Origin of the sequence: Streptomyces sp. UNOC14_S4 (assembly GCF_020740835.1) — a bacterium.
GTDB lineage: Bacteria > Actinomycetota > Actinomycetes > Streptomycetales > Streptomycetaceae > Streptomyces.
Genome location: NZ_JAINFC010000017.1, coordinates 20,018 through 33,382, shown reverse-complemented (window position 1 = coordinate 33,382; position 13,365 = coordinate 20,018). Strand labels below are relative to the sequence as shown.

Here is a 13,365-nt window from a genome sequence, read left to right as displayed (position 1 = left end):
CCGTGGCCCCGCGCGGCCCCCCACCCCGCGTACGCGCGCGTGGGCCACGGCACCGGCGGAACGGCGGCACGCCCGCCGCACATCCGCTCGCGATCACCCGCGCGCATGCGCTCCGACGCATGCGCGAGCGTCGACGATGAGGCCGACCGGAGGAAATGAGGCCCTCCAGCGCCGAGCCTGGCCGAGGGCTAGGATCACGGTTCCGTACGGTGCCAGTGACCCAATGGCCTCCGGTTCGTTCACCCGGACAGGCGAACGGACCCTCCAGCGACCCGAGGTGCTCAGTATGGCGGCCCCGCCGGACAACGACGTGCTCTGGGCACGTGGCCTGCATTACGCGTACAACGGCTCCCCCGCGCTCGTCGGGGTCTCCATGGGCGTGCGCGAGGGCGAGATCCTCGCCGTCACCGGGGCCCGCGGCTCCGGCAAGAGCACACTTCTCAAATGCCTCTCGGGGCAACTCCTGCCCACACCGGGCGAGGTGTGGTTCAACAGCGCGCCGGTGCACACCCTTTCGCGCCCCGCACGCGAGAGGCTGCGCCGGGAGCGCTTCGGCTGGATCGACAGCGAGCCGCACCTCGTCCCCGAGCTGACGGGCTGGGAGAACGCCGCCCTGCCGCTGCTGATGCGCGGCGTCGGCCACCGGGCCGCCAAGCGCACCGCGAGCGAGTGGCTGGAGCGCCTCGACGTGGGCGACTGCGCCCGCAAGCGGCCCGCCGCCCTGCTCATCGCCCAGCGCCAGCGGATCGCCATCGCGCGGGCACTCGCCACCGAGCCGACGGTCATCTTCGCGGACGAACCGACCGCGCCCCTGCACAACGCCGACCGTGCCCAGGTGCTGCGCACCCTGACCACGGCCGCGCGCTCGCACCGGATCACGGTCGTCATCGCCTCCCTGGACGACGAGATCGCCACGCTCGCCGACCGCACGGTCCCCCTGGCCGACGGCCGCCGGACCAGCGGGATCCCGTCGCCCGAAGCCCCCGGAGGAGAGGGCAGGGCCGCGTGCTCAGTCTCCGCCTAGCGCGCGGTGCGCACCCGCTCGTCCTGCTGCGCAGACTGCTGGTCGCGGCCGCCGCCGCGGGCGTCGGCTTCCTGCTGCTGTGCACCCTCGGGTTCGCGGTGGCCCACCCCAAGGACACGGGCGAGTCCGTCGTACGGCTCGTGTGGTGCGCCGTGCCGCTGGCCGCCGTCGTGCAGTTCGCCGTCACCGTAGCCCGTTCGGACCCCTCCACCCGGCCGCGCGACGGCCTGGACGCGGCCGGGTTCGGGCCCGTGCGCATGTCGCTGCTCGCGGCCGCCTCGACCGCGCTCTCCTGCACGCTCGGCAGCGCGCTCGCCCTGCTGGTGTACCTGGAGCTCCGCGGCGACCTCGGCGGCACACCGCTGAGCGGCTCGGCCGAGCAGCTGCTCGGCGGGCGGCAGCACCTGCCCTGGGGCGCGACCCTGACGCTCCTGGGGCTGCTCCCCGCCCTCGCCGCCGGTGCCTGCGTGGCCGTGCTGCGTCCGGGCCGGGAGACCCCGCGCCGCGCCGCGCAGCAGACGGCTCCGGACGCCGGCGAGGCGGAGGCCGAGGAGGCGGCACCCCCGGCCGTCCCGGCGGCCCCCGCGGTCCTTTCCACGGCCAGGGCCGGCTACTCCGGACTGCCCTGGGGCATCGCCGTCGTCTCCGTCGGGCTCGCCATGGAGGCATACGTGGCCCACGGCCCGGCGCCCGACCCGGACACCCTGCTGTCGCTGCCCGGCCGGGCCGACAGCACCTCCCCCGGGGTCCTCGGCGGCTGGCTGCTCGCCTCGCTCGGGCTCGTCCTCGCGGGCCCCGGGCTGACCCACTGGTGCGGCGTGCTGCTCTCGGCGGGCCGCCCCGGTGCCGTACGGCTGCTGGCCGGGCGGATACTGCAGGACGCCGCCACCCGGATCGGACGGCCGCTCGGCCTGCTGTGCGCCGTCGCCTCGGGCGCCCTCGCGGCCTCGGAGCTCTACGGCGCGGCCTGGGAGGGCTCCGGCCCCCGGCCCTTCGGACCGCTCACCGGGCTCGGCGCGGCCCTCGTGATGGCCTGCGTCACCGCGACCGCCATCACCGCCGCCCTGGAGAGCAGACAGAACCGCACGGGCACCACCGCGGCGCTCCAGCGCCTCGGCCTCCCCGCCTCGATGCTCCGCGGCGCGGCCGTGCTGCGCACCTGTGTGCTGCTGGCCGTACTGGCCCCGCTGACCTGGGCCATCGCCGAGCTCGCGGCGCTGCCGATGACCCGGTGAGGGCAGCACCGCGCGGAGTCCCGGACGGCGCCGGGGCGGCCCGTCACCGGCCGGATCACCGAAATCGCTCTTGACCTTTTCTTGACTCAAGGCAACTTCCGCGCCTGAAAGCACGTCTGCCTCAGAAGCACGACGGTTTATCAGGCGAACGGAGCAATTGGTGATCATCGGCCTCGTGACGGCTGTCGCGGCCTCGGCCTGCTACGGCACGGGCTCGGTCCTGCAAGCGGTGGGATCGCGCAAATCGGCCCTGCAGGAGGCGGCGAAGGACTCCTCCGCGGGCACCACCCAGCGGGGCGGCCCGAGCCTGTCCTCCACCGCGAAGGCCGCCGTGACGTGGGAGTTCATGGTCGGTACGGTCCTGGACTTCGTCGGCTTCGCGCTCGGCGCGCTGGCCGCCCGCATGCTGCCGCTGTTCCTCTCCCAGACGGTCATCAGCGCCAACCTCGTCGTCACGGCCGTGCTGAGCATCAAGCTCCTGGGCATCCGTCTGAAGAAGCCGGAGTGGCTGTCCATCGGCGTCGTCTGCTTCGCGCTGGTGCTGCTGGCCACCGCGGCGGGCCACGAGGGCGGCGGCGACGCCGCGCGCTCCACGCACTGGTGGCTGCTGATCATCTCCGTCGTCCTGATGGGCGGCGGCACGGTGGCGGTGCGCCTGCTCGGCTCGCGGGCCGCGATCCTGGCCGGTCTGCTGTCGGGCCTGGGCTTCGGCGCGATCGGCGTGGGCGTGCGCATCCTGGACGGCATCGACCCGTTCGACCTGCCCACCCTGCTCGCCGACCCCGCGCTCTACGCCATCCTCATATCGGGCACCGTCGGCATGTACCTGCACACGGTCGCCCTGCAGATCGGCTCGGTCAACGGCGCCACCGCGGCGCTGGTGGTCGGCGAGACCGTGCTGCCGGGCATCATCGGCGTGATGATGCTGGGCGACAGCTCCCGCTCCGGCTTCGCCTGGGTGGCCGTTCTCGGCTTCCTGCTCGCCGTCGCCGGAGCGGTCTCGGTGGCCTGGTTCGGCGAACCGGACGCCCACTCGGCGGCACCGGCCGACGAGAAGGAACCCGAACCGGCAGCGGTGGGCTGACCTTTAGCGGCACACTGCATTTCAAACGTCTGGGCGGGCCGGATTTTCCGGCCCGCCCAGACGTTTCTCCGGCGTCCTCGGGAAAGCTCCGGCGTCCTCGGGGGAGCTCTAGCGTCCTCGGGGAGCTCAGTCCCGCAGCACCACGACGTCGTGCGCGTCGAAGGCCACCCCGACCCGTTCCCCCGGCTCCGGCGCGGCACGCAGCCCGCAGGCCGCCTCAAGCTCCGGCCCGTCGGCGGGGCGCAGCAGCACGAGCACGTGATCGCCGCGGAAGGTACGGCCGGTCACCTCGTACACCGGCCCCTCCGCCCCCTCCGCCGCAGGGACCAGCCGGACGCCCCCGGGCCGTACGAGCAGCTTGCACTCCCCCTCGGGCGTGCCCGGGGGCACCGGCACCGTGCCCCACACGGTGTCGGCGCGCTCCCCCGTCACGGTCGCCGGGACGATGTTGTCGAAGCCGAGGAAGCGGGCCACGAACTCGGACGCGGGCCGCTGCCACACCTCCAGGGGCGTGCCCACCTGCGCGATGTGCCCGTCCCGCATCACCACCACCCGGTCGGCGAGCGCGAACGCCTCGCCTTGGTCGTGCGTGACCGCCAGCACCGTGGTGCCCAGCCGCCCGAAAAGCTCGCGCAGTTCCACGACCAGCCGCTCGCGCAGGCTCCGGTCGAGCTGGCCCAGGGGCTCGTCGAGCATCAGCAGCCGCGGCCGCGGGGCGAGCGCGCGGGCGAGCGCCACACGCTGCTGCTCGCCGCCCGACAGCGCGGCCACGGAGCGCCACTGGGCACCCGGCAGGCCCACCAGGTCGAGCAGTTCGGCCACCCGCCGCTCCGTCTCGGCACGGCCCGTCCCGCGCATGCGCAGCCCGAAGGCGACGTTGCCGCCCACGTCCCGCTGCGGGAAGAGCTGGTGGTCCTGGAACATCAGACCCACCTCGCGCCGGTGCGTGGGCACGCCCGTCTGGTCGCCGCCGGACAGCAGCACCCGCCCGGCGTCGACCGGCTGCAGCCCGGCGACCACCCGCAGGAGCGTCGACTTGCCGCTGCCGCTGGGGCCCAGCACGCACACCGTCTCGTGCTCGGCGACCTCCAGGTCCACCGCGTCCAGCGCGGCGCGCGCGCCGAAGCGGACGGTCACACCGTCCAGTCGCAGCAGGGACATCTAGAACTCTCCCGATCGGTCGGTGCGGACGCGCTCCAGAACCAGCAGCGCCGCCGCGCACACCAGCATCAGGATCGTGCTGAGGGCCATCGCCTGGCCGTAGTTGAGCTCGCCGGGCCTGCCGAGCAGCCGCGCCACCGCCACGGGCAGCGTCGGGCTGTCGGGCCGCGCGATGAAGACGGTCGCGCCGAACTCGCCCAGCGAGACGGCGAACGCGAAGCCCGCGGCGATCCCGAGGGCCCGTCCGACCAAGGGCAGGTCCACCTCGCGCCAGGCCCGCAGCGGCGAGGCGCCCAGCACCGCGGCCGCCTCGCGCAGCCGGGTGTCCACCGCGCGCAGCACCGGCAGCATGGTCCGGACGACGAACGGCACGCCGACGAGCGCCTGCGCGAGCGGCACCAGGATCCACGACGTGCGCAGGTCCAGCGGCGGCTCGTCCAGGGTGATGAGAAAGCCGAAGCCCACGGTCACGGCGGAGGTGCCGAGCGGCAGCATCAGCAGCGCGTCGAAGCCGCGCGTCAGCCTGCCGCCCGTGGGGGTCCCCCCGCTCGAGCGCAGCCGAGAGTGGGGGATGGTGAGCGCGGCGGCGGCCAGGCCGCCCACGACCACGGCGATGCCGGTGGCGGCCAGCGCGTAGCCCAGTGAATTGCCGATGGCCTCCAGCGGGGCCACCACGAACGTCCCGCCGTTGTCGCCCGCGGAGGCCAGGGCGCGGTAGAAGGCCAGGCCGTAGCCGTCCGGGCCGTCGAAGGAGCGCAGGACGAGGACGCCGAGCGGCAGCAGCACCAGCAGCGCGACGACGGCCAGCACGGAGCCCAGCAGCGTCCACTGCGCGGCGCCGCGCGGCCTGCGGGCGGTCCGCGCGGCGTCGACCAGGCGCAGGGCGGACTCCCTGCGGCGTACGGTCCGGCCGTGCACCACGAGCAGCACGGCCACCGCGACGAACTGCACCAGGGTCAGCACGGCCGCGGTCGGCAGGTCCAGCAGCTGCGCGGTCTGCTGGTAGATCTCCACCTCCAGGGTGGAGTAGCGCGGGCCGCCGAGGATCTGGACGACGCCGAAGGAGGTGAACGTGAACAGGAAGACCATGAGCGCCGCGGCGGCGACGGCGGGCGCCAGGGCGGGCAGGGTCACCCGCCGCCAGGCGGCGAAGCGGCTCGCCCCCAGCACCCGGGCCGCCTCCTCCTGCCGCGGGTCGAGCTGTGCCCAGAGGCCGCCGACGGTGCGGACGACCACGGCGTAGTTGAAGAACACGTGGGCGAGGAGGATGGCCCATACCGTGGTGTCCAGCCGTACGCCCCACAGCTCGTCCAGCAGCCCCCCGCGCCCGACCAGCGCCAGGAAGGCCGCGCCGACGACGACGGTCGGCAGGACGAACGGGACGGTGACCACGGCCCGCAGCAGCCGTTTGCCGGGGAAGTCGAAGCGCGCGAAGACGTACGCGCCGGGCAGCGCGAGGGCGAGCGTCAGTGCCGTGGAGGCGAGCGCCTGCCAGGTGGTGAACCACAGGACGTGGAGGGTCGCCGGGTCACCGAGGACGTCGCCGACGCGGCCGAACCGCCACCGGCCGCCGTCCTCCAGCCCCCGGGAGACGATCGCGGCCACGGGGTAGGCGAAGAAGAGGCCGAAGAAGGCCAGCGGGACGGCCATCAGGCCGAGCCGGACCGCCGTCGGCCGCATCGTCCGCCGGGACTTCCGGGAGCCGCCCAGGGGCGCCCTGGGCGGCTTCTCGGAGACGGCTACTTCAGGACGATCGAGGACCATTCCTTGACCCACTGCTCACGGTTCGCGGCGATCTTCTCGGGGGCGAGGACCTCGGGGTGCTCGGCCTTCGCGCCGTACTTGGTGAACACCTCGGGCAGCGTGGCGTCCCGCACGACGGGGTTGACGAACATGCTGAGCGGCATGTCGTCCTGGAACTTCTTGCTCAGCAGGAAGTCGATCAGGGCCTTGCCGCCCTCGGTGTTCTTCGCACCGGAGAGCAGCCCGGCGAACTCGATCTGCCGGAAGCAGGTGCCGGTCGCGACGCCGGTCGGGCCCTCCTTCGGCTGCGGCTTCGCGTCGAGGACCTCGGCGGGCGGGCTGGAGGCGTAGGAGACGACCAGCGGCTTGTCGCCCTTGGCCTTGCGGCCCGCGGCGGAGCCGGAGAAGCGCTGGTTGTAGGCCTGCTCCCAGCCGTCGACCACCTCGACGCCGTTGGCCTTGAGCTTCTTCCAGTAGTCCTGCCAGCCGCTGTCGCCGTACTTGGCGACGGTGCCGAGCTGGAAGGCGAGGCCGGGCGAGGAGGTGGCGGAGTTCTCGGTGACGAGGAGGTTCTTGTACTCCGGCTTGACCAGGTCGTCGAAGGACTGCGGCGGGGCCAGCTTGTGGTCGGCGAAGTACGCGCGGTCGTAGTTGACGCAGATGTCACCGGTGTCGATCGGAGTGACCCGGTGCTTGTCCGCGTCGAGCTGGAGCTCCTTGGACACCCGGTCCAGGCCCTTGGCCTCGTACGGGGCGAAGAGGCCCTTGTCCAGGGCGCGCGACAGCAGGGTGTTGTCGACGCCGAAGAAGACGTCGCCCTGCGGGTGCTTCACGGAGAGGATCGCCTGGTTGACCGCCGCTCCGGCGTCCCCGCTCTTGAGGACCTTGACGGTGTAGCCGCTCTGCTGCTCGAACTCCTTGAGCACGCTGTCCGAGACCTGGAACGAGTCGTGCGAGACGAGGGTGACGGTCTTGCCGCCGCCCGCCTCGTCGGAGCCGCCCGAGCCGCAGGCGGCGAGCGCGGGCAGCCCCAGCGCGGCGGCCGCGGCCGCGCCGAGGGCACGCCGGAGGGTGGTGTTCATGACGGTGTTGACTCCCTACGCCGGTATGACCCGGATCAGGTCCGAGGGTCTGCGGCCGATGCCGCACTCTCAGCGCTCGCGCGCTCCCCTGTCGGAATGTTCATTTGTGCGAATGCACCGTATCAGTGCACGTCGGGCACGCCGTCGGCGCGCTGCCGTGCGCTGTCGGGCACATGCCGGGCGCTCAGCGCTCGGCGGCCGCCAACTGCCCGCAGGCCCCGTCGATCTCCTGACCGCGGGTGTCCCGGACGGTGACGGGCACCCCGTGCGAGGCGATGGCCTCGACGAACGCGCGCTCGTCCTCCGGGCGGGAGGCCGTCCACTTCGACCCCGGGGTGGGGTTGAGCGGGATCAGGTTGACGTGGACACGCTTGCCCTTGAGGAGCCTGCCGAGCAGGTCGCCCCGCCACGCCTGGTCGTTGATGTCGCGGATCAGGGCGTACTCGATGGAGATGCGGCGGCCGGACTTCTCGGCGTACTCCCAGGCGGCGTCGAGGACCTCGCGGACCTTCCAGCGGGTGTTGACCGGCACCAGGGTGTCGCGCAGCTCGTCGTCGGGCGCGTGCAGCGAGACCGCGAGGCGGCACTTGAAGCCCTCGTCGGCGAAGCGGTGCATCGCCGGGACCAGGCCGACGGTGGAGACGGTGATGCCGCGCTGGGAGAGGCCCAGGCCGTCGGGCTCGGGGTCGGTGAGCCGCCGGATGGCGCCCACGACGCGCTTGTAGTTGGCGAGGGGCTCGCCCATGCCCATGAAGACGATGTTGGACAGGCGGGCGGGGCCGCCGGGCACCTCGCCGTCGCGCAGCGCGCGCATGCCGTCCACGATCTGGTGCACGATCTCGGCGGTCGACAGATTGCGGTCCAGGCCGGCCTGGCCTGTGGCGCAGAACGGGCAGTTCATGCCGCAGCCCGCCTGCGAGCTGATGCACATGGTGACCCGGTCGGGGTAGCGCATCAGGACGGACTCGACGAGCTTGCCGTCGTGCAGGCGCCACAGGGTCTTGCGCGTGGTGTCGTCGTCGCACGAGATGTGCCGGACGACGCTCATGAGCTCCGGCAGCAGCTCGGCCGCGAGCTTCTCACGGGCCGCGGCCGGGATGTCGGTCCATGCCGCGGGGTCGTGCGCGTAGCGGGCGAAGTAGTGCTGCGAGAGCTGCTTCGCCCGGAACGGCTTCTCGCCGATCGCGGCGACCGCCTCACGGCGCTCGGCGGGCGAGAGATCGGCAAGGTGCCGCGGCGGCAGCTTGGCCCCGCGCGGCGCGACAAAAGTGAGTTCTCCAGGTGCAGGCATGGTCCTACCAGTGTCGCAGACATCCGAAGAGGGGCCCGCCGCCCTGTGGACGACGAGCCCCTCGTGGGAAAAAGCGCAGGCCGGAGCCGGTGCGACGACTCCGTGGCGTCAGCTGCCGACGAAGACGACCATCAGCAGCCAGACCACCGGCGCGGTCGGCAGCAGCGAGTCCAGCCGGTCCATGATCCCGCCGTGGCCGGGCAGCAGGGCACCCATGTCCTTGATGCCGAGATCACGCTTGATCATGGACTCGCCGAGATCGCCCAGCGTGGCGCTGACCGCGACCGCGAGGCCGAGCAGCAGGCCCTGCCACCACGTGCCGCCGTCGATGGCCAGCTGCATGCAGATCGCGCCCGCCACCATGGCGAAGAGCACCGCGCCGACCAGCCCCTCGCGCGTCTTGCCGGGGCTGATGCGCGGGGCCAGCTTGCGCTTGCCGAACTTCCAGCCCACCGCGTACGCGCCGGTGTCGCTGACGACGGTCAGGATGAGGAAGGTCAGCACCCGCCACGCGCCGTCGTCCGCGGCCAGCATCAGGGCCACGAAGGTCGCCAGGAACGGCACGTAGAACGCCGCGAAGATGCCCGCCGTGACGTCCTTGAGGTAGTCGTCCGGCGGCTCCGTCATCCGCCACACCAGGACGGCGAGCGCGGTGAAGGCCACGGCCACCCACGCGCCCTCGGCACCGCGCGCGTAGCCCGCGATGACCATGGCGGCACCGCCCACCGCGAGCGGCACCAAGGGGGCCTTGATCTCCTTGCGCTCGGAGAGGCGGGAGGTCAGCTCCCACAGCCCGACGACCACGGCGACGACGATCACGCCGAGGAAGACCGGCTTGTAGACGAACAGCGAGGCGAGGATGACCGCGCCCAGCCCCAGGCCCACCCCTATCGCGGCCCGGAGGTCGCGGCCGGCGCTCTTCTTCCCGGCCTTGGGCGCCTGGGAGGGCGCGGGCTCCGGTGCAGACTCCTGGGGCCGGATGTCGGGCTCCTGTTCATCGCGGAACAGGGGGCCGCGCAGGTGTGCGGCCCCCCGGTCACGGTCGTCCTGGTCACCGCCTGATGAGGAGGGCACGATGGGCATGGGGCGAGTCTGCGCCGCGGCGCCCGCCTCATGCACAGGACCCGCCGAGCCCGGACGCAGGTCCCCTCCGAGCGAGGGGGCGGGTCCCCGGTCGGCGGACCCCCAGTACCCGGTGCCCGACGAGGCCCCCCAGGATGTCTCGTTCATCAGACCTCGAGGAGCTCGGCTTCCTTGTGCTTGAGCAGCTCGTCCACCTGCGCCACGTACTTGGCGGTGGCGTCGTCGAGCTCCTTCTCCGCACGGCGCACGTCGTCCTCGCCGGACTCCTTGTCCTTGACGAGCTTGTCCAGGGCGTCCTTGGCCTTGCGGCGGATGGAGCGGATCGAGACCTTCGCGTCCTCGCCCTTGCCCTTGGCGACCTTGATGAACTCCCGGCGGCGCTCCTCGGTGAGCTCGGGGAAGTTGACCCGGATGATGTTGCCGTCGTTGCTGGGGTTGACGCCCAGGTCGGAGTCGCGGATGGCCTGCTCGATGTTGCGCAGCGCGCTCTTGTCGAACGGGGTCACCACGGCCATGCGCGGCTCCGGCACCGAGAAGGACGCCAGCTGGTTGATGGGCGTCAGCGCGCCGTAGTAGTCGGCCACGATCTTGTTGAACATCGCGGGGTGCGCACGCCCGGTGCGGATCGCCGCGAAGTCCTCCTTGGCGACCACAACGGCCTTCTCCATCTTCTCCTCGGCCTCGAGGAGGATCTCTTCGATCACCACTTGCTCCTGGTATCAGTAAGCAGAGCCTCGCCCCTGCGCGCGTCTTCTCCTGCACGGTGTCTGACCGGCAGGCGGTTGTCCATCCCCGTGCCGAGGTCTTCCCCCGGCACGGAGTTGCCGCCCCGTTCCGGTGTGACCGGCGAGGACGGCGGTGTTCGGGCCGTCAGACCCGAGTGCTCTGGTCGCTCACCAGCGTGCCGATCTTCTCACCCTTGACCGCGCGGGCGATGTTGCCCTCGGCGAGCAGCTCGAAGACCAGGATCGGCAGCTTGTTGTCCATGCACAGGGAGATGGCGGTGGCGTCGGCGACCTTGAGGCCGCGGGAGAGCACCTCGCCGTACTCGAGGGCATCGAACTTCACGGCGTCGGGGTTCTTCTTCGGGTCGGAGTCGTAGACCCCGTCGACGCCGTTCTTGCCCATGAGGATCGCCTCGGCCTGGATCTCCAGGGCGCGCTGGGCGGCAGTGGTGTCGGTGGAGAAGTAGGGCATGCCCATACCGGCACCGAAGATCACGACGCGGCCCTTCTCCAGGTGGCGCACCGCGCGCAGCGGGATGAACGGCTCGGCGACCTGGCCCATGGTGATGCCGGTCTGCACGCGCGTCTCGATGCCTTCCTTGACCAGGAAGTCCTGGAGGGCGAGGCAGTTCATGACGGTGCCCAGCATGCCCATGTAGTCCGAGCGGGCACGGTCCATGCCGCGCTGCTGCAGCTCGGCACCGCGGAAGAAGTTGCCGCCGCCGATGACCACGGCGATCTCGTAGCCGTCACGGACGACGGCCGCGATCTCGCGGGCGATGGCGTGCACGACATCGGGGTCGACACCGAGGCCCCCGCCGCCGGCGAATGCCTCGCCGGACAGTTTCAGCATGAACCGACCCCGGCGTTTGCCGTGGTCAGCACTCTTGTCGTCGGCGGCCTGCGTGGCGCCCGCACCCTGATTCATTGGAGTTCTCCTCGTGCACATACGAAGAAGGCCACTGCCGGAGGGGTTCTCATCGGATCCCTGTACGGCAATGGCCTCCTCGTCACATCAGCGGCCGACCGGTGGAGGATCGGCTGCGTACGACCCTAGCGGGTCGCAGGTCGTTCGCTGCCCTGCTGACGGCTCAGGCGCCGACGCGGATGCGCGCGAAGCGCTTCAGCGTGACACCGGCCTCGTCCAGGATCTTCTGGACGGTCTTCTTGTTGTCCTTGGCGAACGCCTGCTCGAGAACAGCGTTCTCCTTGACGAAGCCGGTGACGCGACCCTCGATGATCTTCGGCAGGGCGGCCTCGGGCTTGCCCTCCTCGCGGGCGGTCGCCTCGGCGACGCGGCGCTCGTTGTCCAGGACCTCGGCCGGGATCTCCTCGCGGGAGAGGAACTTCGGCGCGAACGCGGCGATGTGCTGCGCGATGTCCTTGGCGACCTCGGCGTTCGGCTTGTCCAGCTCGACCAGGACACCGACCTGCGGGGGCAGGTCCGCGGCGGTGCGGTGCATGTAGACACCGACGTAGCCATCGGCGAAGCGGGCGAAGCGGTCCACGGCGATCTTCTCACCGAGGGTGGCGTTGGCCTCGTCGATGAACGCCTGGACGGTCTTGCCGGCCTCGATCTCGGAGGCGAGCAGGGCCTCGAGGTCGGCCGGGGCGGCCTTGGCGACGTGGGCGGCCAGCGCGTCGGCGACGGCGATGAACTTCTCGCCCTTGGCGACGAAGTCCGTCTCGCACTTCAGCTCGACGATGACGCCGGAGGTGTTGTCCTCGGCGACGAGGGAGGCGACGGCACCGTTCTCGGTGGTGCGGCTCTCGCGCTTGGCGACGCCCTTCAGGCCCTTGACGCGGACGAACTCGACGGCCTTCTCGAGGTTGCCCTCGGCCTCGTCGAGCGCCTTCTTGCAGTCCATCATGCCGGCGCCGGTGAGCTCGCGGAGCTTCTTGACGTCAGCGGCGGTGTAGTTCGCCATGGTGTTTCTCTCTCGGAAGTCGTAGTGACTACGGGTGCACGACGGGGGCGGCGCCACGCGCGCGCCGTCCCCCGCCGTATCTACCGCGACGTGAGTCGTCAGGCCTGCTCGGCGTCCGCGGGCTTCTCGGCCTCGGCGGCCTCGGCAGCCGGAGCCTCGGCGGCCGGAGCCTCGTCGGCCTTCTTCTCGCCCTCGAGGAGGTCACGCTCCCACTCGGCGAGCGGCTCGCCGGCCTTCTCGCCCGGCTTCTGGTCACCGGTGGCGGCACCGGAGCGGGCGATGAGGCCCTCGGCGACGGCGTCGGCGATCACGCGGGTGAGCAGGGTGACGGAGCGGATGGCGTCGTCGTTGCCCGGGATCTTGTAGTCGACCTCGTCCGGGTCGCAGTTGGTGTCGAGGATCGCGACGACCGGGATGCGGAGCTTGCGGGCCTCGCCGACCGCGATGTGCTCCTTCTTGGTGTCGACGATCCAGACGGCGCTCGGCACCTTCTGCATCTCGCGGATGCCGCCGAGGGTCTTCTCGAGCTTGGCCTTCTCACGGGAGAGGACGAGCAGCTCCTTCTTGGTGAGGCCGGAGGCGGCCACGTCCTCGAAGTCGATGAGCTCGAGCTCCTTCAGGCGCTGCAGGCGCTTGTAGACGGTCGAGAAGTTGGTGAGCATGCCGCCCAGCCAGCGCTGGTTGACGTAGGGCATGCCGACGCGGGTCGCCTGCTCGGCGATGGCCTCCTGGGCCTGCTTCTTCGTACCGACGAACATGATGGAACCGCCGTGCGCGACGGTCTCCTTCACGAACTCGTAGGCGCGGTCGATGTACGACAGCGACTGCAGGAGGTCGATGATGTAGATGCCGTTGCGCTCCGTGAAGATGAAACGCTTCATCTTCGGGTTCCAACGACGGGTCTGGTGACCGAAGTGGACGCCGCTCTCCAGCAGCTCCCGCATCGTGACGACGGCCATGGCCGCGCTCCTTGAAGTACTCGGTTCCACGGCGACCGGGCGGCCGCCGC

The 13,365-nt window shown here is 71.7% G+C and carries 12 protein-coding genes and 1 riboswitch; of the genes, 3 read left to right on the top strand and 9 right to left on the bottom strand.

Translation table 11 applies throughout. The annotated features are described in order from the left end of the window. Positions 1-286 precede the first annotated feature (286 nt). From K6I34_RS03250 to K6I34_RS03240, 3 genes are all read left to right on the top strand, one after another. Positions 287-1,024, top strand: coding sequence for an ABC transporter ATP-binding protein (locus tag K6I34_RS03250; RefSeq protein ID WP_229322502.1), 738 nt, complete (start codon positions 287-289; stop codon positions 1,022-1,024). Beyond that, a complete protein-coding gene (locus K6I34_RS03245; RefSeq protein WP_229322501.1) occupies positions 1,006-2,259 on the top strand; it encodes a hypothetical protein in 1,254 nt (417 codons plus the stop codon). Before K6I34_RS03250 ends, K6I34_RS03245 begins: the two co-directional genes overlap by 19 nt. A 160-nt stretch (positions 2,260-2,419) precedes the next feature. After that, positions 2,420-3,343 (top strand): hypothetical protein, encoded by a 924-nt coding sequence (locus tag K6I34_RS03240; RefSeq protein WP_229322500.1) that lies wholly within the window; start codon positions 2,420-2,422, stop codon positions 3,341-3,343. Between the two features lie 126 nt (positions 3,344-3,469). Here the strand turns inward: K6I34_RS03240 and K6I34_RS03235 are convergent, their stop codons facing one another. The 9 genes from K6I34_RS03235 to rpsB all read right to left on the bottom strand — a co-directional run bounded on the left by K6I34_RS03235 (position 3,470) and on the right by rpsB (position 13,315). After that, on the bottom strand, positions 3,470-4,504 hold the full coding sequence (locus K6I34_RS03235; protein WP_229322499.1) for an ABC transporter ATP-binding protein: 1,035 nt from the start codon (positions 4,502-4,504) through the stop codon (positions 3,470-3,472). Then, complete coding sequence (locus tag K6I34_RS03230; protein WP_229322510.1) at positions 4,505-6,154, bottom strand: iron ABC transporter permease; 1,650 nt, start codon at positions 6,152-6,154, stop codon at positions 4,505-4,507. 89 nt (positions 6,155-6,243) lie between these two features. Beyond that, positions 6,244-7,329 carry a thiamine ABC transporter substrate binding subunit gene (locus K6I34_RS03225; protein ID WP_229322498.1) on the bottom strand — a complete coding sequence of 362 codons (1,086 nt, stop codon included), beginning with the start codon at positions 7,327-7,329 and terminating at the stop codon, positions 6,244-6,246. Next, a riboswitch (TPP riboswitch) is annotated at positions 7,325-7,429 on the bottom strand. (Overlaps the previous gene by 5 nt.) Positions 7,430-7,513: 84 nt before the next feature. Further along, a complete protein-coding gene (gene rlmN, locus K6I34_RS03220; protein WP_229322497.1) occupies positions 7,514-8,620 on the bottom strand; it encodes a 23S rRNA (adenine(2503)-C(2))-methyltransferase RlmN in 1,107 nt (368 codons plus the stop codon). Positions 8,621-8,728: 108 nt separating this feature from the next. Next, positions 8,729-9,850 carry a phosphatidate cytidylyltransferase gene (locus tag K6I34_RS03215; RefSeq protein WP_229322494.1) on the bottom strand — a complete coding sequence of 374 codons (1,122 nt, stop codon included), beginning with the start codon at positions 9,848-9,850 and terminating at the stop codon, positions 8,729-8,731. Beyond that, the gene (frr, locus tag K6I34_RS03210) at positions 9,850-10,407 is read right to left on the bottom strand and encodes a ribosome recycling factor (protein ID WP_229322492.1); all 558 of its coding nucleotides are present in this window, start codon (positions 10,405-10,407) and stop codon (positions 9,850-9,852) included. The genes K6I34_RS03215 and frr overlap by 1 nt, the downstream gene beginning before the upstream one ends. A gap of 166 nt (positions 10,408-10,573) precedes the next feature. Next, positions 10,574-11,356, bottom strand: coding sequence for a UMP kinase (pyrH, locus tag K6I34_RS03205; protein WP_229322491.1), 783 nt, complete (start codon positions 11,354-11,356; stop codon positions 10,574-10,576). Between the two features lie 163 nt (positions 11,357-11,519). Continuing rightward, entirely contained in the window at positions 11,520-12,356 is an 837-nt protein-coding gene (gene tsf / locus K6I34_RS03200) for a translation elongation factor Ts (protein ID WP_229322488.1), read from the bottom strand. A gap of 98 nt (positions 12,357-12,454) precedes the next feature. Further along, complete coding sequence (gene rpsB / locus K6I34_RS03195; RefSeq protein WP_229322487.1) at positions 12,455-13,315, bottom strand: 30S ribosomal protein S2; 861 nt, start codon at positions 13,313-13,315, stop codon at positions 12,455-12,457. Positions 13,316-13,365 lie beyond the last annotated feature (50 nt).

Bases quoted from the DNA above. Each gene is read 5' to 3' on its own strand.
- pyrH (WP_229322491.1), bottom strand. From the start codon at position 11,356: ATGAATCAGGGTGCGGGCGCCACGCAGGCCGCCGACGACAAGAGTGCT.
- rpsB (WP_229322487.1), bottom strand. From the start codon at position 13,315: ATGGCCGTCGTCACGATGCGGGAGCTGCTGGAGAGCGGCGTCCACTTC.
- tsf (WP_229322488.1), bottom strand. From the start codon at position 12,356: ATGGCGAACTACACCGCCGCTGACGTCAAGAAGCTCCGCGAGCTCACC.
- rlmN (WP_229322497.1), bottom strand. From the start codon at position 8,620: ATGCCTGCACCTGGAGAACTCACTTTTGTCGCGCCGCGCGGGGCCAAG.
- K6I34_RS03235 (WP_229322499.1), bottom strand. From the start codon at position 4,504: ATGTCCCTGCTGCGACTGGACGGTGTGACCGTCCGCTTCGGCGCGCGC.
- K6I34_RS03215 (WP_229322494.1), bottom strand. From the start codon at position 9,850: ATGAACGAGACATCCTGGGGGGCCTCGTCGGGCACCGGGTACTGGGGG.
- K6I34_RS03250 (WP_229322502.1), top strand. From the start codon at position 287: ATGGCGGCCCCGCCGGACAACGACGTGCTCTGGGCACGTGGCCTGCAT.
- K6I34_RS03225 (WP_229322498.1), bottom strand. From the start codon at position 7,329: ATGAACACCACCCTCCGGCGTGCCCTCGGCGCGGCCGCGGCCGCCGCG.
- K6I34_RS03230 (WP_229322510.1), bottom strand. From the start codon at position 6,154: ATGGCCGTCCCGCTGGCCTTCTTCGGCCTCTTCTTCGCCTACCCCGTG.